The 20,284-nt window shown below is 33.5% G+C and carries 16 protein-coding genes and 2 pseudogenes; 13 read left to right on the top strand and 5 right to left on the bottom strand.

Features of this window, described 5'->3' with window-relative positions; all coding sequences use genetic code 11:
* Positions 1–148: 148 nt before the first annotated feature.
* Positions 149–628 carry a CcdC family protein gene (locus DT250_RS18045; RefSeq protein ID WP_088063026.1) on the top strand — a complete coding sequence of 160 codons (480 nt, stop codon included), beginning with the start codon at positions 149–151 and terminating at the stop codon, positions 626–628.
* A gap of 50 nt (positions 629–678) precedes the next feature.
* Here the strand turns inward: DT250_RS18045 and DT250_RS18040 are convergent, their stop codons facing one another.
* The gene (locus DT250_RS18040) at positions 679–909 is read right to left on the bottom strand and encodes a DUF896 domain-containing protein (protein WP_088063027.1); all 231 of its coding nucleotides are present in this window, start codon (positions 907–909) and stop codon (positions 679–681) included.
* Positions 910–1,155: 246 nt separating this feature from the next.
* Between DT250_RS18040 and DT250_RS18035 the strand changes: the two genes are divergently transcribed.
* The gene (locus tag DT250_RS18035; protein WP_142293458.1) at positions 1,156–2,079 is read left to right on the top strand and encodes a hypothetical protein; all 924 of its coding nucleotides are present in this window, start codon (positions 1,156–1,158) and stop codon (positions 2,077–2,079) included.
* A 46-nt stretch (positions 2,080–2,125) separates the two neighbouring features.
* Here DT250_RS18035 and DT250_RS18030 read toward each other — a convergent pair whose 3' ends face one another.
* Together DT250_RS18030 and DT250_RS18025 are read right to left on the bottom strand one after the other, a co-directional pair.
* Positions 2,126–2,845: an urease accessory protein UreH domain-containing protein gene (locus DT250_RS18030; protein ID WP_222124026.1), complete on the bottom strand. Its 720-nt coding sequence runs from the start codon at positions 2,843–2,845 to the stop codon at positions 2,126–2,128.
* A 15-nt stretch (positions 2,846–2,860) separates the two neighbouring features.
* A complete protein-coding gene (locus DT250_RS18025; protein ID WP_149213469.1) occupies positions 2,861–3,844 on the bottom strand; it encodes a F510_1955 family glycosylhydrolase in 984 nt (327 codons plus the stop codon).
* Positions 3,845–4,065: 221 nt separating this feature from the next.
* Here DT250_RS18025 and DT250_RS18020 point away from each other — a divergent pair, with 221 nt between their 5' ends.
* From DT250_RS18020 to DT250_RS18000, 5 genes and pseudogenes are all read left to right on the top strand, one after another.
* Entirely contained in the window at positions 4,066–5,349 is a 1,284-nt protein-coding gene (locus tag DT250_RS18020) for an aminopeptidase P family protein (protein ID WP_149213468.1), read from the top strand.
* 117 nt (positions 5,350–5,466) lie between these two features.
* Positions 5,467–7,122: a multicopper oxidase family protein gene (locus DT250_RS18015; protein WP_149213467.1), complete on the top strand. Its 1,656-nt coding sequence runs from the start codon at positions 5,467–5,469 to the stop codon at positions 7,120–7,122.
* A gap of 432 nt (positions 7,123–7,554) precedes the next feature.
* Positions 7,555–7,646: pseudogene (locus DT250_RS18010) on the top strand (BlaI/MecI/CopY family transcriptional regulator); the annotation flags it as partial.
* A 218-nt stretch (positions 7,647–7,864) separates the two neighbouring features.
* Complete coding sequence (locus DT250_RS18005) at positions 7,865–8,029, top strand: sulfite exporter TauE/SafE family protein (protein ID WP_149213466.1); 165 nt, start codon at positions 7,865–7,867, stop codon at positions 8,027–8,029.
* Between the two features lie 139 nt (positions 8,030–8,168).
* Positions 8,169–9,878 (top strand): annotated as a pseudogene (locus DT250_RS18000) (SH3 domain-containing protein).
* 418 nt (positions 9,879–10,296) lie between these two features.
* On the opposite strand, the gene DT250_RS17995 reads toward DT250_RS18000, so the two are convergent.
* Positions 10,297–10,848: a hypothetical protein gene (locus DT250_RS17995; protein WP_149213465.1), complete on the bottom strand. Its 552-nt coding sequence runs from the start codon at positions 10,846–10,848 to the stop codon at positions 10,297–10,299.
* 333 nt (positions 10,849–11,181) lie between these two features.
* On the opposite strand from DT250_RS17995, the gene topB reads away from it, so the two are divergent.
* Both topB and DT250_RS17985 read left to right on the top strand, forming a co-directional pair.
* On the top strand, positions 11,182–13,326 hold the full coding sequence (gene topB, locus DT250_RS17990; RefSeq protein WP_088063034.1) for a DNA topoisomerase III: 2,145 nt from the start codon (positions 11,182–11,184) through the stop codon (positions 13,324–13,326).
* A 268-nt stretch (positions 13,327–13,594) separates the two neighbouring features.
* On the top strand, positions 13,595–14,842 hold the full coding sequence (locus DT250_RS17985; protein WP_088063035.1) for a DUF4153 domain-containing protein: 1,248 nt from the start codon (positions 13,595–13,597) through the stop codon (positions 14,840–14,842).
* 133 nt (positions 14,843–14,975) lie between these two features.
* Here the strand turns inward: DT250_RS17985 and DT250_RS17980 are convergent, their stop codons facing one another.
* Positions 14,976–15,932 carry an arsenic resistance protein gene (locus DT250_RS17980; protein ID WP_149213464.1) on the bottom strand — a complete coding sequence of 319 codons (957 nt, stop codon included), beginning with the start codon at positions 15,930–15,932 and terminating at the stop codon, positions 14,976–14,978.
* A gap of 295 nt (positions 15,933–16,227) precedes the next feature.
* Here DT250_RS17980 and DT250_RS17975 point away from each other — a divergent pair, with 295 nt between their 5' ends.
* The 4 genes from DT250_RS17975 (at position 16,228) to DT250_RS17960 (ending at position 20,280) form a co-directional block, all read left to right on the top strand.
* Positions 16,228–16,920 carry an FMN-dependent NADH-azoreductase gene (locus tag DT250_RS17975; RefSeq protein ID WP_149213463.1) on the top strand — a complete coding sequence of 231 codons (693 nt, stop codon included), beginning with the start codon at positions 16,228–16,230 and terminating at the stop codon, positions 16,918–16,920.
* Between the two features lie 236 nt (positions 16,921–17,156).
* Positions 17,157–18,512 (top strand): branched-chain amino acid transport system II carrier protein, encoded by a 1,356-nt coding sequence (brnQ, locus tag DT250_RS17970; RefSeq protein ID WP_149213462.1) that lies wholly within the window; start codon positions 17,157–17,159, stop codon positions 18,510–18,512.
* Positions 18,513–18,595: 83 nt separating this feature from the next.
* A complete protein-coding gene (locus DT250_RS17965; RefSeq protein ID WP_149213461.1) occupies positions 18,596–19,015 on the top strand; it encodes a VOC family protein in 420 nt (139 codons plus the stop codon).
* A 251-nt stretch (positions 19,016–19,266) separates the two neighbouring features.
* Positions 19,267–20,280, top strand: a complete 1,014-nt coding sequence (locus DT250_RS17960) for a CgeB family protein (protein ID WP_098856673.1) — start codon at positions 19,267–19,269, stop codon at positions 20,278–20,280.
* Positions 20,281–20,284 lie beyond the last annotated feature (4 nt).

Below are 20,284 nucleotides of genomic sequence, written 5' to 3'. Positions count from 1 at the left end.
TTTGTTCATATTCCGTTCATAAACTTTGTGTAAAATGATTGCAACGAATATGGAAAGTTTACAGCAGGAGGAATAAAATGAAGAAATTATATAATGCAGCATTTATTTACTTAATTATAGGTTTATTATATAGATAGGAGTGGATAGTATGATAGCACTTTTATCAAGTATTGTAGCGGTTTGTATGGCTGTTGGTGTCATGTTTCTTCGCTTTAAAGCAGCGAAAAAACCGGTAACGAAAAAGAAAATTATATTACCGCCAATTTTTATGAGTACTGGCGCAATGATGTACTTCTTACCGGAGTTTCGATTAACATCGTTAGAAATAGTAGAGGCGATTAGTATAGGACTTATTTTCTCTATATTTCTTATTAAAACAACTAAGTTTGAAATAAGAAACGAACATATATATATGAAACCGTCAAAAGCATTCATATTTATTTTAGTGGGCTTATTGGCTGTACGAGTAGCGTTAAAATCGTATTTAAGTCAATCAATTGATTTAGCAGAGTTAAGCGGAATGTTTTTCTTACTTGCATTTGCGATGATTGTGTCGTGGAGAATTGCGATGTATCGCTCATATGTTAAATTGGAAAAGACAATAAAAAGAGCTGGAATTTCTAAATAGGAATTCCGGCTCTTTTTATGTTTTATACGATTGTTTTTTTAGCTTTGATTTCATTTGCTTAATTTTAAACGTATTTGAGCATCTTGTAATGCGGCTGGTGTAACGTTAAGACCATGTTGATCAACAATTTTTGTGTTTAATAAAATGGAATCTAAGCTTCCACGAAATGTTTTTGTATAGTTTTGACGCAGCATTTGTTGTTCTTGTTTTTCATCAACTGTTAATCCATATGCTTTTTCTTTTTTTGATAATTCGTTAATACGGAATAAAATGTTTTTCATTTGATTCACCTCTAGTTTCAATTAATTACATTAGTTACTTACTAATGTATAGTTATTGTAACGTATCTTTTAATAAGTGTCAATGCTTATAAACATTCATTGTTTTGTAAGTGTGTGGGGTGATAAAGAATGAAAAAACCACAAATACTTGAAATAGGGAAGATGTTAATATACAATACCTAAGTAGGGTATATAAAGTTATTATTTTACTTTATGAGAGTAATAAGCAAAAAGGAGTATGTAATAATGAATGCAGTAATTTCAAAGAAAGAAACAATCATCTCATATACGATTGCTATTTTATTTATTTTAGCCATGGTAATAGCAGGTGTGTTATTAAATGATCCAGAAGTCATTTTGCCGGAAATAGCGGCAATGGCAATCGCTTTATGGGCATACCGTGAGCCGGGATGGCTAAGACAACCAGAAAAAATCTTTATTGCACCGTCAATAACAGCTGTAATTGGTTTTATGGTGAATCAAATGGATATAGCCTATTTAGGGAAAGTAAGCTTAACGCTTGTATTGATGATGCTGTTTTTACGTGTTATTCAGTCCAATTTAGCACCATCTATTGCGACAGGTTTATTACCATTAGTAACAAATGCGACGGAATGGTCATTTGTTATCTCAGTCTTCGTTTTGACATTTATTTTAATGATGGGTGTTCTTATTTTTAAATTGAATAACGGTATTGAGCGAAAAGTGAATATACAGTATAAATATATGACTGTATTTCTAATACTAAATTTCGTTTGGATCAGTTTATGTTGGATAACTGGTTATGAACAATTAGCGGTTATTCCGCCAATTCTAGTCGTTGTGTATGAATCACTTCAAAAACCGATGTACAATGAAAAAATGGCATTTAAACAAATAGTAGTATTAACTACATCAGCAACTGTTGGAACTTTATTGTATTTTGCAATTGATTCATGGATTGTAGTTACTTTATTCAATATGATATTAATGCTTATTTTATTAAAAATAGTTGGAGTACGTATTCCAGCAGCGTATGCATTTCCCTTACTTCCGCTCGTATTTCCTGATGAAATGATAAAAATGTTACCAGTAGGTTCATTCATTGCAGGGGTATTTTTATTTGGTGCAGTACTATTGTATAAGAAGTGGGAGATGAAACAAAAGGGCATGCAGAAGAGTGAAATATAATTTGTAAAAAAGGTAAGTTCAAATCACTTGAACTTACCTTTTTTATTTATACCCAATATAAGGATATATCATAAATTCCGACTAAAATGAGTAGTACCCCTGCTATAAGTTGAATGTGTTTTCCTATTTTTCGGCTCTTTTTAAGTAGTGCTCCATTTAATCCAAGGTAGGAAATGATGAACATTAATATAACGATAGGGAGAGCAGTTCCTATCGAAAAGAATGTCGGAAACAAGTAACCATAATTATATGAGAAAGATAAAGGGATTAACGTTCCGAAAAATAGAACGAACATAGTCGGACAGAAAGCTAAGGAAAAGAAGAATCCAAGTAAAAATGAGCCAACCTCATTTTGTTTTCGTATAAATTTGATCGAGAAGAAACTTCTTCCTTTTATAATACCTGCCAACATTAGCCCCATTAAAATTAATAAAGGTCCAATTATTTTTCGTAACCATGGGAAATACAAAGTTAATATTTGCTGAATCTCTTTTCCTAAAAACCATACTAATAGTCCAAGTGTCGTAAAAGCTATTATTTTTCCTAAAATGAATAACAATATATGTTTCCATGCATGTCCCTTTTGTAAAGATTGATTCCCATAAAGTGTAATAGCGCTAATGTTTCCTGTTAATTGGCAAGGAGCAAGGGTACCTACAATGCCTAATAAAAATGCAAATAAAAGAGGAATTGATTTCGTAGCATTCGCGACATCCATTAAAGGAGACATGAGTTGATAACTCCACTCGCTAATTGTTGAAAACACGTTATATTCACCTTTCTAATTAAATTGAAATGCTCCTTCTTTCGTAATCTGCTTCCAAGTCTTCCCCTCATCTGTAGAAAGGAACACATTTGCTTTCATTGTAGCAAATACTATTTCAGATGAATTTTGAGGATTTTGTGATATGTACATAATTGCATCTTTAGAATCTAAAGATGGAGTTTGTATGTTTGTTTCTTCATTTGTAGCAATTGATTTCTTCGTTATCATTTGCTTATTGATAGGGGCGTAAAAAACATCTTCATTACTTAATGTAACTGCTGTCGATTCAAGTGATGTAGAGAATAGTTCAAATGTATTTCCGTAATCTGTAGATAAGTAAACACCATCTTTAGCACTTACCGCGACTACACTAGATTGATCAGGATGTACGGAAAAGGAATGAATTGTACTTGAAAGACCTTTTAACTTACTATTTTTCCAATCTTGTCCGTTGTTCGTACTGAAATAAAAACCTTGTTGTAATTTAGAATTTGGACGCTCATTGTATAAATAAATTGCTTCCGTATTATATCCAACAGCAAGGTTGTGAAAATCAGATTCTCCATAAAACGCTAGCTTCTCGAGGGTATTACCGCCATCAGAACTTTTCATTAATCCTAAAGGATTTTTTAAATTTGCACCTGGTTCAGGATGGCCGCTGGCAAAGAATCCGTTCTTCGTTGCCTGAAACCCCATATAATCATGTAGCTCAGTCTTAGTTTCAAACCATTTTCCATTTTGATAAACTTTTATACCACTGTGAGTGGCAATAGAAACTCCGGGCATATTTCCTGCATAGCCAATTCCATGAATGTGCTCGATTTTTCCAGATGTAGTTTCCTTATAGAAGTTTTGTGGACTCGTATTTCCTGTTTCTGTATGTTTTCGTTGAGATTGCACCGTGTCTTTCTTCACTGGTGCTGTTTCGGCGTTGCTAGAACATCCTGTAATGATGAACAAAGAAGTAATTGCTATCCCTGTTGCTACATAATATTTCAAAGTTGTAGCTCCTTTCCTATATATGAGATTTTAAGTATATGGAATAAATGTCAAGAAATTGTGGAGTGGTATGCATAATTTAGATTGGAATGGGCACTAGTAATGAAAATTTTCCTTTTTCTATGAGTACTATCAATTGACGAAAAATTATAACAATAATAAAATGAATTGTATTGGGTAATTAGATTTACAAGTATACATAGAACGCTAGGGGGATTATTATGAAATCAACATTTTTTGCTCAAAATAGAGAACGATTAGTAAACACATTACCAGATGAATCTATTACTATTTTATTTGCTGGACAAGCACCTCATATGTCAGCGGATGCACATTATAAATTTGTGCCGAATCGAAATTTTTACTATGTAACAGGAATCGAGGAACCAAATGTTATTTTCATGTTGAAGAAGTTTGGAAATAGTGTTGAAGAAACACTGTTCATTGAAAAATCGGATCCAGTCATGGAAAAATGGGTCGGTAAAACAGTTTCTAACAAAGAAGCAGAGAAAATTTCAGGTATAAAGAAAGTTGTATATTTAGATAGCTTTGAAAAGACAATGTCAAATATACTTTTTACAGAAAATGTGAAGCATCTATATTTAGATTTAGAGCGTCGTGAGTGGAATGGTACGGAGACAAAAACGCTTGCTTTTGCTAAACATGTAAGAGAACAGTATCCACACGTTTTAGTTGGTAATGTATATCCGAATATTTGTGAATTACGAGTGTTTAAAACAGAAGAAGAAATTGAAATCATAAAAGAAGCAATTGCTGTAACGAAAGAGGGCATTTACAACGTACTTAAGCATGCAAAAGCTGACATGATGGAGTATGAATTAGAAGCTCAATTTGATTTCACACTGAAATCATCTGGCATTAAGCATCATGCATTCAATACAATTTTGGCAAGTGGGAAAAATGCTACAGTTCTTCATTATGAAGACAATGATGCACAAATTCAAAATGGTGATTTAGTACTGCTAGATTTAGGCGCTCAAAAAGACTACTATAACGCTGATATTAGTTATACATTCCCGGCAAATGGAACATTCTCTAGTCGCCAAAAACAAATGTATAATATTGTATTAAAAGCATTGAAAGAAACAACGGAACTCATTAAGCCAGGAGTAAAGTTTGCTGCATTAAATGAGCATACAAAAAAGGTACTAGCAGAAGAGTGTAAAGAAATTGGTTTAATTCAAGAAGACGAAGAGTTATCAAAATACTATTATCATGGTGTTAGCCATTTCCTTGGTTTAGATACGCATGATGTAGGAACATATAAAGATAGAGTGTTAGAAGAAGGCATGGTTATAACAATTGAACCTGGTCTTTATATTGAAGAAGAAGCAATTGGAATTCGTATTGAAGATGACATTCTTGTAACGAAAGACGGACATGAAAACTTGTCAAAAGATATTATTAGAGAAGTTGAAGAGATTGAAGCGTTTATGAGAGAAAACAATGTAAATATAAAAAAAGATGAAGTTGTTACGAAATAATCATTAGAAGAGGCGCTCAATTTTGGGCGTCTTTTTATTTAGCTCATTGCATATCTCCATATTTTCTTGAAAATCATTTTTTATAATGATTTTGAAAAAGAAAAAGGAGGGGTTTCCATGAAGAGATTTGTGTTAACAGCAGTTACAGTCTCTGTCATATCTTTAATTGCTGCATGTTCTGCGACCACAAATACAACAAACGATCATAAAAATATGAACGATAAAAAAACACCACAGACTGAAACGGCTACAAAACCATTGAAAGTTGAAATAGGACCAGAAGTTACTTTAATAGCGAAAGAAGAAAAGCAAAAATTAAGTAACGGTGTTATTGTTCCAGTCTGGACATTTAATGGCTCATCTCCTGGTCCAGAAATTCGGGTGAAAAAAGGCGAAAAGGTGAAAGTGACATTAAAAAATGAACTATCTGCACCAGTATCTATTCATTGGCATGGGTATCCTGTCCCAAATAATATGGATGGAATTCCAGGTGTGACGCAAGATGCGGTTGAATCTGGAAAAAGTTTCACCTATGAGTTTGAAGCGAACGTACCAGGAACGTATTGGTATCATTCACATCAAGATTCTGTAAATCAATTAGATAGAGGTTTGTATGGAGCGCTCATTGTAGAAGATACAAAGGAAAAATATGATAAAGATTACACATTAATGTTAGATGAATGGGTAACAGATAAAGAAGAGATTAATAAACAGTTAAAAGAAATGACAAAAGGAAAAACAGAAAAAGCAGATGGTAATAAATCTAGTAAGGATAATGAAAATACGAAAAAGAATGAAGATAAGAACGGCATGGATCATTCCGGTATGGACATGGGCAGTGATAAAAAAGACTCTAGTAATATGACAGGAATGGACCATGGAAATATGAAGATGGAAGGCCATGATATGAGTATGTATGACTTATTCACAATCAATGGTAAAAGCGGGGATTTAGTAGAACCATTAAAAGTGAATAAGGGGGATAAAGTCCGTCTTCGACTCGTTAATGCTGGTTATCTATCACATGATATACACGTTCACGGTCATGATATAAAAGTAATTGCGACAGATGGTCAACCAATAAACGATCCAAAAGTTATAAAGGATCAAGTAATTTCAATCGCACCTGGTGAACGTTATGATATTGAATTTACTGCTAATAATCCTGGGAAATGGTATGTTGAAGACCATTCAGCAAATAAAGGTGCAAAAGGAATGAAAGCTGTTATTGAATATGATGGCAGCAAAGAGATGAAAGATAAAGCAGATGAAAAAGAAAAATTATCAAGATTAGATATAACGAAATATGGTGCTAAAAAACTAGGTAGTTTCACGTTAGATCAGCAGTATACTGCCACATATAATATGGACTTGAATACGCAAATGAATGGAAATGAAATGGTATATACAATTAACGGAAAGGTATTTCCAGACATTGACCCGATTCCAGTAAAAAAGGGTGATTTAGTAAAAGTAAAATTGGTAAATCGTTCTAAAATGGACGATCATCCGATGCATTTACATGGTCACTTCTTCCAGGTGTTGAGTAAAGATGGAAAACCGATAGAAGGTTCTCCAATTGTGAAAGATACTTTGAACCTAAAACCAGGTGAAGAATATGAAGTAGCCTTTGTAGCAGATAATCCGGGTGATTGGATGTTCCACTGTCATGATTTACACCATGCTTCCGCCGGGATGGTAACAGAAGTGAAATATACAGATTATAAATCTGATTATGTTCCAAACCCAAACATTCCTAATAAGCCAGAATAATATAAAATTTATGGAGTTGATGATAATATAAAACAGCTATCTTAGGGATAGCTGTTTTAATGATTTTTAGCATGAAAAAAGCTGTTTTTAAATGTAATGTTGTGTATTGGGCATATTATTTTTATAAAAGTTTAGGCAGCGGAAGCGATAATGCCTTGTATAAGAGTTTACAAGATAAAAAATGCGATTTTTGTTATTTAGGGATTTAAAAAACATATTCGTTTCTGGTTTGGAAGTAGATAATAGAAGAAATCGCTAATTTTTTGTATAATCAGTTGATAAAATTACAGTGGTAAATTTAATGTGTTGTAGTTCAAAAAGGATAGATAATAGCCCCTTACATTTGACCCTTTTTTTATTTTATACTACAATTCGTAGTGCGAAGGGAGGGCGGGTATGTTCAAGCAAAACTATAAGTGAAATGAATAAGGCATAAATTATTTTTTTGACCGCTTGAAGCAAAAATAATAGAAATTATTTGGTGCTCAGAAGGTATCACACTGAAAGGTGTGCAGAAAAAATTAATGTTACAACGTTACAGCACATATCAAAAATTGTTAGCTGATCAGTAGTACAGTATGTGATAGATAAAATAAAGTCACCTTTTGGAAAACAGCGACTAACTTATGGGTGAGTGTTTGTGGCTTTTTTTAAGAATTTAAACTACACAGTGTAGTGCTTTGTGAAAAGAGGCAAAATGAATGCAGCAGATTAAAAGATATGGATTGTACTAGGAACGGGGATGCTTTCATTTGTCTCACCGTGCATCGGTCCAATTTTGACCGCATTATTAATGCTTGGTACAACGAATCCAGATCAAGCGTTTATTTACATTACAGTTTACAAACTGGGATTTGCGATTCCTTTTTTCTTAATTGCCTTCGTACATTACGAAAGAATGGAATAACACCTCCGTTGAATATCTAGAAATAGAGGTTGATAGAAAAGAAGAGTACAACATGAGTAGAAAAGCATTTGATATAAAAAATAATAAACTAAAGATATGATGATACTTAAATGTATTTATGGGAAGGTGTTTAATACCTATGAAAAGAATTTTAGCTAGTGTGGCAGTAGTTTCTGTTACAGGAAGTACATTTATTGGTACTGCTCAAGCGCAAACTTCTATAGTGCCAAAAGACAAAAAACATGAGCAACCTACTGATACAGTAACGTATGAAAATCCAGTAACAGTAAACACGAATGTTCTACGTGTTCGCACACAGCCAAATACGTCTAGTGCAATAATGGGGCGCGTGTATGAAGGGAAAGTTTTACAAGTTATTGGAGAAGATAACGGTTGGTTGAAAATTAATCATAACGGAAAAATTGGCTACGTAAGTGGTGAATTTGTTTCGAAAAATGGTATATCAGCGAAGACGAATGTAAGTACGAGTCGTAGTAAAACTGTAACTGCTAATATATTACGTGTTCGCACACAGCCAAATACGTCTAGTGCAATAATGGGGCGCGTGTATGAAGGGAAAGTTTTACAAGTTATTGGAGAAGACAACGGTTGGTTGAAAATTAACCATAATGGAAAAGTAGGTTATGTAAGCAGTCAATTTGTAATAGACGATAGCTCAAATGGAAGTGACAATAACAATGGAAAAGTTTAAGTAGCGAGTGGGAATTACAAAGTTAATGTATCCTCCCTCCGTGTTCGTACAGGTCCAAGTACTTCCCATACGATTTTAGGCTCTATACATAAAGGACAAGTTGTTCAAGTAACTGGTGAAGTTCAAGACTGGGTCAAAATTAACTATAGTGGACAAACTGCTTATATTAGTAAAGATTACATTTCAAAGAGTGGCTCTAATGCAAATGTAGACCAAACAAATGAACAACAAAATAATGTTATGGTTCAAACTGACGGTACATACATTGTAGACGCTACTTCTTTACGTGTGCGTACAGGTCCTGCTACTTACCATAGTGTAATTGGTGGTGTATTAAACGGACAAACATTGCAAGTAACTGGCGGTGAAAATGGCTGGTTGAAAATTAATCATAATGGCAGAACTGGTTATGTGAGCAGTGAATATGTAAAATTCGTTAAAGAGGGTACACCATCAAAACCTGAAACAAGTAATCCATCTACTGGAGCAACAGTTGGTGACTACTATGTTAACGTAAGCATGTTAAATGTAAGAAGCGGTGCTGGTACAAATCATGGTGTAATCGGTGCTTTATCAAAAGGAATAAAAGTACAAGTTCTATTTGAACAAAATGGATGGGGGAAAATTAATTACAACGGTAAAAACGGTTATGTATCAAGTAAATTTCTATCAAAAACAAGTGAGACTGATACAGAGGAGCAGCGACAATCCCAAGAGGTAAATACAACTAATGAAATTAAAACAAATGACTTTATTCAACCAGCTGCAGGAAGATATACTTCTGGATTTGAGAAACGTGGTGGGCAAATGCACCACGGATTAGATATTGCTGCTTCAGGAACAGTGCCAGTTGTTGTTGCCGCAAAAGGTGTAGTCACTCGCTCATATTATTCCACAAGCTACGGTAATGTGGTGTTTATTTCTCACAATATTAACGGACAAACATATATAACTGTATACGCTCATTTAAAGAGTCGTTCTGTTACTGCAGGTCAAAAAGTGAAGCAAGGACAACAACTTGACATAATGGGGAATACAGGACAATCTGAAGGACAACACTTACATTTTGAAATCCATAAAGGTGAATGGAATGCACAGAAGAGCAATGCTATGGATCCAAAACAATATATTAGTTAAGTAAGAATTTTTTATTTTAAGATGGGGGTATTGTATACCTCATCAAACTAAGAGAATTGAATATCTATGAACTGAAAAAATATACTATCAATCATGTAGATTTAGAAGGTTCATTAAGTGTAGAAAAGTAGAAAAATAATTGATGGTGAAGATTACGACATGAATTAATTTGAAAAAGAGAGGTCACAGCATTGTAATTCTGTGACCTCTTATTATATAATGCAAAGCTATTATTTATTAGTTTTCTGTATAATTATTAATCCTGATCCCATGCCAGAAGCTAAACTATAGTTATTATCTACAAATACTCCAAATAATAAGTAAGTCGCATCCGTAAACCACATTTCATTTGGGGCTGACGATTCAAAAGTGTTTTTTATTTTCATTTGTTAAAAAATAAAATTATCGATTATAGCTGCTAGTGTTTATGGATAGGTTGTTCATGTTCAGAGGGGAGCGGTAGGGTATGATCTGGGAATGTTACGAATACAGTAAGAACAATTACTACGCTGATCGAAAGTAATAATAAAAAACGCCGTTCGATAAAAGTAGAAAAGGTTTCTGATAAAAGTTGAATTATACATGACATAGTTATTGTTATCGTAAGTAAGAGACTAATGAACAGTATACTATGAGCTTGTTGAGCATTTAACATTTCTGTAATCATTGCTCCCATCATACTTGCCATTAATCCAGAGAACATTCCTTCTAAAGCAGTAAATAGGTGAAAACGTAGACCGACTAAAAAACCGATACAACCACTAATCAAAATAGCAAGCAATGTAGAATATAATAATTCTCCTTTAAAAAGAATACCTAAATAAAAACCTATACTTAAACCGATACTCATACTAAAAGACATAATAAATACCATATACTCCATTAGGGTACCGTTACGTTTAGAAATATATGATGTAATAAGAATCGAGATACAACAAAGTGTTAAGGCAGTCGATGTGTAAGCGAACATTATGATACCTCCCTGTCCTATCATTCATTTCATCATATGTTCGTATGGAGATTACTTATGCTTATTTATATCTGCATATTATCTACACAATTTAATAAATGTAAGTAAGTAGGTGCTTGATTTTTTGAGCATCTTTTTTATTTGTGAGCATGAGAAAGAAATTGTTATATAATGAGTTTCTATTGTGAAGCCATAAAGAATAAGCGTATAATATTATAGTTATCCCATTACTGGGAGTAACCCGCGAATGATAAATAAGATTGTTCTTTTATCATCGCCTCTAAACAGATAGACAATGAAAGTAACACTGGAATACAGATAGGGAGTTATAAAATGAAATTAATTATTGCCGAGAAACCAGATCAAGGTTTGGCTCTTGTTTCACAATTTAAATATCGCCGGAAAGATGGATATTTAGAAGTAGAAGCGAATGAGTTATTTCCAAATGGAGCGTACTGTACATGGGCAATTGGTCATTTGACGCAGTTATGTAATCCAGAACATTATCACGCTGAGTGGAAGAAATGGTCACTAAATACATTACCGATGATTCCAGAGCGTTTTCAGTTTGAGGTAACAAAGTCAAAGTATAAGCAATTTAACGTTGTGAAACAGTTGTTACATAACCCTCAGGTAACAGAAATTATTCACGCGGGCGATGCTGGTCGCGAAGGGGAATTAATCGTACGAAACATTATAAACCTTTGTAACGTGCAAAAGCCGATGAAACGTCTTTGGATTTCATCTTTAACGAAACAAGCTATATATCAAGGATTTAAAAATTTATTAGATGAAGCAGATACAATCAATACGTACTATGAGGCGTATACAAGGTCATGTGCGGATTGGGTCGTTGGTATGAATGCGTCACGCGTCTTTAGTATTTTGCTAAAGAAAAAAGGAATGAACGATGTATTTTCAGCTGGTCGTGTACAAACACCGACACTCGCATTAATTGTAAAGCGTGAAAAAGAAATAGAAAACTTTAAGTCTGAGCCGTTTTGGGAAGTGTTCGCAACCTTTAATATAGAAGGAAAGAAGTATGAGGGGAAATGGGAGAAGGATAGTGAATCCCGCTTAAAAGACCCTGATATGGCAAATAAAATTGCAGCATTTTGCCAAGGTAAACCGGCTGTAGTAAAAGAAATGAAAACGGAGCGTAAAGAGTTTCAGCCCCCGTTTTTATTTAATTTATCAGCACTGCAAGCGACAGCTAATAAAGCTTTTAAATTTTCACCGAAAAAGACGCTTGATATAACACAAGCACTATATCAAAAAGGGATAGTTTCTTATCCGCGTTCGGATTCTAACTATGTTACACAAGGAGAAGCAGCGACGTTCCCTGATATTTTACAGAAGTTAAGTCAGTTTGATGAATATAAAGGTTTATTGCCAGCACCAATTGAATCGATTATGAATAATAAGCGTTATGTGAATGAAAAAAAAGTTACAGATCACTATGCAATTATACCGACAGAGCAAGTTACAAATCCAAGCAAACTATCAGGTGATGAAAAGAAAATTTACGATATGATCGTAAGAAGACTGATTGCGGCGCATTATGAAGTAGCAATCTTTGACTACACAACGATTACAACTCTTGTAGACGAACGTGCTGAATTCATTTCAAAAGGAAAACAGCAAATTCAAGAAGGTTGGCGTAAAGTTATTTTCCAAGACGATAAAGATGACGAAACAATTCTTCCAATTGTCGCAGAAGGTGAACAAGGAAAAGTTGTAAAGGTGAAAGTGAAAGAAGGAAAAACACAGCCGCCGAAGCGTTATACAGAAGGACAACTTATTACGTTAATGAAAACGGCCGGTAAGTATTTAGAAAATGAAGAGCTGGAGAAAGTATTAAAGAAAACAGAAGGTTTAGGTACTGAGGCAACGCGTGCAGGTATTATTACTATGCTGAAAGACCGTAAATATATAGATGTGCAGAAGAACCAAGTGTATGCAACCGATAAAGGGAAAGTATTAATTACCGCAATCGGTGATAAAATACTAGCTTCACCAGAAATGACAGCGAAATGGGAGCAACGCCTTGCGGAAATTGGTGAAGGCACAGCATCACCAGCAACATTTATGGAACAAACGAAAAAGCTATCAGCTAAAATTATTGAAGATGCAGTGGAAATGTCAGAGAAATGGGATTTTACTGGATTACATGTTGAATCGATTGAGCGAAAAGGATCGAAATTTACAACAGGTAAAAAGGTTGGTAGCTGTAAAAAATGTGATGGCGATGTGATTGATAAGTCAACGTTTTACGGTTGTTCTAATTACAACACGACACAATGTGACTTTACAATCTCAAAGAAAATATTAAGCAAAACAATTTCGCAAAAGAATATGACAAAACTTTTAAAAGGTGAAAAGACCGATTTAATTAAAGGCTTTAAAAAAGGCGAGAAAACGTTTGATGCGATGTTAGAGTGGAAAGATAATAAGATTAATTTTGTGTTTGAGAATTAAGTTGTTCAACAAATAAAAAAATATGATAATTAAACTGTATCCTATAGAATAGACACTAAAAAAAGTCTATTCTATAGGATATTTTTTTGAATAAGTAGTACTATATATTTTTATTTAAAATAAAATATACAATAAAAAAATCTTTGTAATTGATAAATATTTATTGTAAAACAATAAATTGTGTATTAAAATCAATATCATAATAAATCAGTGAGGTGCTTTTTATAGAAAGTTAACAACGCTGTTTTTTATTAGAGGAGGTAAAACTATGAACAATCACAATTTGATTATTGAAAATATGGATAACCCTCATGAGTTGGAGAGAATGTATAGAAAAGACCCGAAAGCTTTTAAAAAGTCATTCTCACAAGCATGGGATGAAAACCCTGATTCTCAGCTTCTAGCTGCTTGGTATGAAAGATTGAATTTCAAGGAGACGGCAAATAAAGAAAAAATATCGCTGTTTCAAAAAGGTTTCTTATTCATGGGCATGTTAGCTATTCTAGCTGGGCTAAGCACTAGAATCATTTTCCACTTTGTCGAGCAGGAAGCAATTGCTCCAATTAACTTGGCTTTTGGTGTAATTCCCTTTATTGCTGCTTATTTTATTTACAATAATACTCCGAAAAAAAGTATTATTTACTTACTTGCAGCGTTGTTCCTAATTGCCGGGTTGTATCTTAATATGTTGCCATTAAATTATAAAGACAGCAGTATCCTTGCGTATTTACATCTTCCTATATTGTTATGGGTCTTATTGGGACTTGCGTTTACGGGAAATGAATATTCAAAAGGTAGTACAAGATTAGCGTATATTAAATTTAATTTAGAATATGGTCTTCTCTACGCGAGTATGGCAGTGAGCGGAATGATACTAGCATTATTCACCATGCGATTATTTAGCTTCGTTGACTTGGATATAGGAGAGTTCTATTTTAGTAATGTTGTTTTATTTGGAGCTGCCGCTCTCGCTGTAGTGGCTGCATACTTAGTATCATTGAATCTTAAACTTGCTAAAAATATTACACCATACATATCTAAAATTTTTAGTCCGCTTGTCTTGATCACATTGTTTATCTATCTAATAACGGTAATTTGGGTCGGGAAAAATCCATTCTTGGACCGCAATTTCCTAATGGCCTTCAACGGAATACTCCTTGGTGTATTGGCTGTTACTATATTTTCTATCGTTGAGAGTGATTCAGACGAGAAAAAGAGCATTTCAGATTATATAAATTTTGCCTTAATTGTTCTGGCGCTTATTATTGACACTGTCGCATTGTCAGCCATCGTATTTAGGCTTTCTTCTTACGGGATTACACCTAATAGACTTGCTGTTTTAGGCGTAAACATACTGATTTGGGCAAATCTCATTTGGATTATGTTTTCCTATATGCGTTTTCTACAAAACAAATCAGGACCGACAGCTATCCAAGATGCTGTTACGAAGTATTTGCCAATCTACGGACTTTGGGCAGCTTTCGTTATATTTACTTTTCCTATAATGTTTAATTAGAAAGGTTTTGTTAATGTAACGACAAGCTAATTTTCTATAACGTATAAAATCCTTAGAGCTGATAATTATCGTTACTTCTATAATTTCTCGACAATAAAAAAACGTCCTAAAGTAGGACGTTTTTTTATGTATATTACTGTTTTTTCTTAATAAGTAACAACACTTGTGAAACACAAGCAAGTACTGGCAGTTCAATCAACGGTCCAATAACGAGTGCAAGTGCGATAAGAGGCTCGTCCGGAAAAGCTGTTACAGCGATGGCGAGTGCAACAGGTGAGTTTCTTGCTAATGTTGTTAAGTTTAAACTTACTGTATCTTTATAAGATAAACGCATTATGCGTCCGATAAATTGTCCCAGTACAAAATTAATGATGAAGAACAATAGAACAGGAATGAGTAGTAATAAAACAACATTCATATTTTGTAGTAAATATTTACCTTGTGATGCAAACATCGCTACGATCGCTAAACTTAAAAATACAATTTGCGCAGAGCTGAAAAACGGAATGAGTTTATTCTCGAGTGTTTCAGCTTTTTTCATTTTATTCATAATGAATTTTGTAGCGTGTGCAAGTACAAATGGTAAGACGATTACGATAACAATACTTTCTACTAAAACAGAAACAGCTACAGTCTTCATGACACCAGCAAATAAAAATAAATAAATGGGAAGGAGTAGTACTTGCAATATTAAATTTACAGGCAAAATTGCAGTAGAAAGTGCTACATTTCCTTTCGCTATTTCAGTAAAGATTAAGTACCAATCTGTACATGGAGTAACCATTAACATAATAAATCCAACCCAAAGTGCCGGATGATCTGAAAGAAATAGTGCTCCTAATCCCCAAGCGAGTAAAGGTGTCCATAAAAAATTAATGGTAAGGCTCGTTCCAGCGAATTTTAAATTACGGAATCCATTTTTTATTTCTTTCAATGGAATGCTGAGGAATAATCCATACAGCATGAAAAATAAGAAGGGGACAATAAAGTGCTCTGCATACATATGTATTAAATTAAATTGTCCGAGTACGATGCCGCATGTAACAGCAAAAAGAATAATAAAAGTTTGAATCTTTTCTATAGTGCTCATGAGTAAATCCTTTCTAAATATGAATTGCCCTCTCTACATTCATTATACAAACAATAAAGTTACAATGGGTGTTTAAATTGTATTTGGGTTTTTATTTTTAATTCGAGATATTATTTTTTATTTAAAGTTACTTGACTAAAGTAAGTGGTGTGTATTACAATCACTTACATAAGGTAATTAAATAACAAAAAGTTTTGAGTATCTTTACTTAAGGTATCAATTGGAACTTTTTATTAGAATAAGAATTTTTATGATGATAAATAATGAATATGACAAGAAAGCTTAGGTGAAGAAAATGGGATTATTTAGCTCGTTATTTGGTAAAAAAGAAGAAAATACAAAAGTAGAGGGGAATAAAACAATGTCAAAAGTATTATTTGTAAAAGCAAACGATCGTCCAGCGGAGCAAGCAGTTAGTTCAAGAATGTATGAAACATTTGTAAGTGCTTATAAAGAAGCGAACCCAAATACAGAAATTACGGAGTTAGATTTATTTGCATTAGATCTTCCGTATTACGGAAATATCGCTATTTCAGGTGGATATAAACGTAGTCAAGGAATGGAGTTAACGGCAGAAGAAGAGAAGGCTGTAGCAACGGTAGATCAGTATTTAAATCAGTTTTTAGAAGCTGATAAAGTTGTATTTGCGTTCCCGCTATGGAACTTCACAGTACCAGCGCCATTAATCACATATATTTCATACTTATCTCAAGCTGGAAAAACATTTAAATATACAGCAAATGGCCCAGTAGGTTTAGCTGGTGATAAGAAAGTCGTTGTGTTAGGTGCGCGTGGTTCAGATTACTCTTCAGAACAAATGGCACCTATGGAAATGGCAGTTAATTATGTAACGAATGTACTTGGGTTCTGGGGAATTACAAATCCAGAGACTGTTGTAATTGAAGGGCACAATCAATATCCAGATCGTTCACAACAAATTGTTGAAGAAGGTTTAGAGAACGTTAAAAAAGTAGCGGCGAGATTTTAATTGATAGTAAATATAAAAAACCAACATGGATGACCATGTTGGTTTTTTAGTCTATTTCTATGTTAAAAAATGTATATTTATAAAATAAATGAAAAGTTTGAAAATAGTATTGCAAAATATTATATAGCAAACTATAATGAGTTCAAGAATAGTCGATAGTTGAACTGAAGATTCAGAAAATTCAATTAGTTAAAAATGGAAAATGAGATAAGGAAATTTGAATGGGGGGTTATATTATGGCGAATAAAGTACCGTTTTCGTTCATAGTAGTTATTGGATTAATGTTATTTGCACTATTTTTTGGAGCAGGAAATTTAATATTCCCGGCAATGCTAGGGCAATCGGCAGGAGAGAATGTATGGATTGCTAATGCTGGATTTTTAGTAACGGGTGTTGGATTACCATTACTAGGTGTACTAGCATTTGGTTTTTCGGGTAAAGATGATTTACAGTCATTAGCAAGTCGTGCTCACCCGGTGTTCGGGATTGTGTTTACAACAGTTTTATACTTAGCGATTGGCCCGTTATTTGCAATACCAAGAACAGGAAATGTTTCTTATGAAATTGGTCTTAAACCATTTATGCCAGAAGGATTAGGTTCTACACCTTTAATTCTTTTCACAATTGTATTCTTTAGCATCACTTGTTTTTTTTCGCTAAATCCTGCGAAAATTGTCGATATTGTTGGAAAAATCTTAACGCCAATTAAGTTAACTTTCATTGGTATTTTAGTAATCGTTGCTTTTATACATCCGATTGGAGATATGCAAGCACCAGTGGAAGCTTATACATCACATGCATTCTTTAAAGGGTTCCAAGAAGGATACTTAACAATGGACACGCTTGCATCATTCGTATTTGGAATCATCATCATTAATGCAATTAAAGAAAAAGGTGCAAAAACGAAAACACAGATTATGATCGTTTGTGCAAAAGCGACAGTCATTGCAGCATCTATTTTAGCAATTATCTATACAGCTCTTTCTTATATGGGTGCTTCAAGTGTTGCAAAGCTTGGACATTTAGAGAATGGTGGAGAAGTATTAGCGAAAGTTTCTAACTACTATTTTGGATCATATGGTGGAGTATTATTAGGATTAATGATTACAGTAGCGTGTTTAACAACTAGTGTGGGACTTGTATCAGCATGTTCTTCATTTTTCCATAAGTTATTCCCAAATGTTCCTTACAAAGCGATTGCAATTACGCTATGTGTATTTAGTGCAATTGTTGCAAACGTAGGATTAACACAATTAATCGCAGTTTCTGTTCCAGTACTAACAGCAATTTATCCACTAGCAATCGTATTGATTTTCTTAACATTCTTCCATTCATTATTCAAAGGAAGAGCTGAAGTTTATCAAGTGAGCTTAATCGTAACATTTATCATCAGCTTATTCGATGGATTAAGTGCAGCTGGAGTTAACATTGAAGTAGTAAGCCGAGTGTTCACTAAATTCCTTCCGATGCAAGAAGTAGGATTAGGATGGATCTTCCCAGCGATTATCGGTGGATTTATCGGATATGGCATTAGCGTTTTAAAAGCAAAAAATCAAGTTCAACCAGCTAGTGCGAATAAGAAAATAGGTTAAATAAAAAAGTTATAGAACTTGTTTCTATAACTTTTTTTGTTACTATTAATAATGAAAGAAAATAAAGTAGTAGGGGAAATAAAATGAAAAAAACAATTGATCATATCGGCATCGCAGTTCGAGCTATAGATAGCACGATACGTTTTTATGAAAAGGTGTTGTTAGGAACTTTAATAGATCGTTACGTAAGTGAAGCTCCTGGCGTTGAAAGCGAAGTAGCCATTCTTGAAGTGGATGGAGATAGAATAGAATTACTTGCACCGACGAATAATACGACATCTCCAATAGCACGCTTTATTAAACAAAAAGGTAAAGGTGTTCATCACGTTGCATATCGTGTCGATGATTTAGATGTAGCTTTAGAAGAGTTAAAAGAACAAGGTATTCGAACGTTAGAGCATACACTTCGAATTAATAAACACGGCAGAAGATTAATATATCTTAACCCAGCGGATACAGAGGGAACAATCATTGAGTATTGTGATTATCCGGAAGAGAAATAAAGTTCAACCTTAAGCAAAGGAGTTACATTATAATGTAACTCCTTTTTATTTATGTATTTGTGTGAGGTGACAAAAAAGTTATACATTTTATAAGAAAGTCATATCTTATATAAAGATGTAGAATGAGCTGATTATGCTCCTCTTCCACGGCAATATGTTACAGGGGAGACTAATTTGTAGCCAACTATATATTTTTAGGTAATACAATATAATATAAATAGTTAATTACATGTATTGGAGCGTGGCTATTTGTGACGATTTCATATAGTGCTGAAAATTTTAACGTATTATTTGTTAAATCTGGTGCTTCTGTATATTTTCCGGTGTTAGAGGAATCAATATTTAATAGTTTGAAAAAAGCAATTGGTAATGTAACAATGGTAACATACAAAAATTTGGTGAAAACAGCTTTAAAGATACAGCCCTCACTCATTATTGTATTCCATGGTTTTGAAGAAGGAATAAGTAAGGGAATTCAAGAGTTAAAACAATATAATTTTACGACTGCACTCTGGCTTACAGATGATCCTTACTTTACAGATGTGACAAAAAATTTAGTGCTTGATTATGATTATGTTTTTACACAAGATACAGGATGTATTGATTTTTATAAAGATTTAGGTTGCGATAATGTTTATTACTTGCCTTTAGCGGCAGAACCTCCTGAATATACGCCGATACGTACGGAAGAGGATTATTTATTTGATATTAGTTTCATAGGGACTGCTTTTGATAATCGGCTAGCGTTTATTGATTCAATTGCAGAGTATTTAGTGACTAAAAACACCTTAATTATAGGATGTAATTGGGATAGACTAAAAAACTATGAATTATTGAAGGATAAGATTATACTTTTACCATTTTTGGTTTATAAAAATAGTATGGAATATTATAAAAAAAGTAAAATTAACATGAATATACATCGATCGATAGAGGATGTAACATTTAATATAAATAGAGTAAAAATAAATGCTTGTTCCATTAATAATCGTACATTCGAAATAGCTAGTACAGGTGCTTTTCAAATGACGGATATTCGTTCAGATTTGGAAAAGTGCTATATTCCAGGGGTGCAAATTGAGACATTTACTTCATCGGTTGATTTTATAGAGAAAGCAGAAAGGTATTTGGCAAATCCAACACAAAGAAATAAAATTGCGATGGAAGGATTTAGAAGAACACTAATTGAACATACATATGATAAAAGGGTAAAAGATTTATTGGAAATAATTAGCGTTAATCCTAAAAAAGAAATTGAAATTTAAAAAT

The organism is Bacillus sp. AR2-1, from assembly GCF_008368755.1.
GTDB lineage: Bacteria > Bacillota > Bacilli > Bacillales > Bacillaceae_G > Bacillus_A > Bacillus_A wiedmannii.
This window is presented reverse-complemented; position numbering and strand designations above follow the sequence as displayed.

Bases quoted from the DNA above. Each gene is read 5' to 3' on its own strand.
- DT250_RS17995 (WP_149213465.1), bottom strand. From the start codon at position 10,848: ATGTTCGCTTACACATCGACTGCCTTAACACTTTGTTGTATCTCGATT.
- brnQ (WP_149213462.1), top strand. From the start codon at position 17,157: ATGGCGAATAAAGTACCGTTTTCGTTCATAGTAGTTATTGGATTAATG.
- DT250_RS18040 (WP_088063027.1), bottom strand. From the start codon at position 909: ATGAAAAACATTTTATTCCGTATTAACGAATTATCAAAAAAAGAAAAA.
- DT250_RS18005 (WP_149213466.1), top strand. From the start codon at position 7,865: ATGCTTTCATTTGTCTCACCGTGCATCGGTCCAATTTTGACCGCATTA.
- topB (WP_088063034.1), top strand. From the start codon at position 11,182: ATGAAATTAATTATTGCCGAGAAACCAGATCAAGGTTTGGCTCTTGTT.
- DT250_RS17985 (WP_088063035.1), top strand. From the start codon at position 13,595: ATGAACAATCACAATTTGATTATTGAAAATATGGATAACCCTCATGAG.
- DT250_RS18035 (WP_142293458.1), top strand. From the start codon at position 1,156: ATGAATGCAGTAATTTCAAAGAAAGAAACAATCATCTCATATACGATT.
- DT250_RS17975 (WP_149213463.1), top strand. From the start codon at position 16,228: ATGGGATTATTTAGCTCGTTATTTGGTAAAAAAGAAGAAAATACAAAA.
- DT250_RS17980 (WP_149213464.1), bottom strand. From the start codon at position 15,932: ATGAGCACTATAGAAAAGATTCAAACTTTTATTATTCTTTTTGCTGTT.
- DT250_RS18045 (WP_088063026.1), top strand. From the start codon at position 149: ATGATAGCACTTTTATCAAGTATTGTAGCGGTTTGTATGGCTGTTGGT.
- DT250_RS17965 (WP_149213461.1), top strand. From the start codon at position 18,596: ATGAAAAAAACAATTGATCATATCGGCATCGCAGTTCGAGCTATAGAT.
- DT250_RS18020 (WP_149213468.1), top strand. From the start codon at position 4,066: ATGAAATCAACATTTTTTGCTCAAAATAGAGAACGATTAGTAAACACA.
- DT250_RS18015 (WP_149213467.1), top strand. From the start codon at position 5,467: ATGAAGAGATTTGTGTTAACAGCAGTTACAGTCTCTGTCATATCTTTA.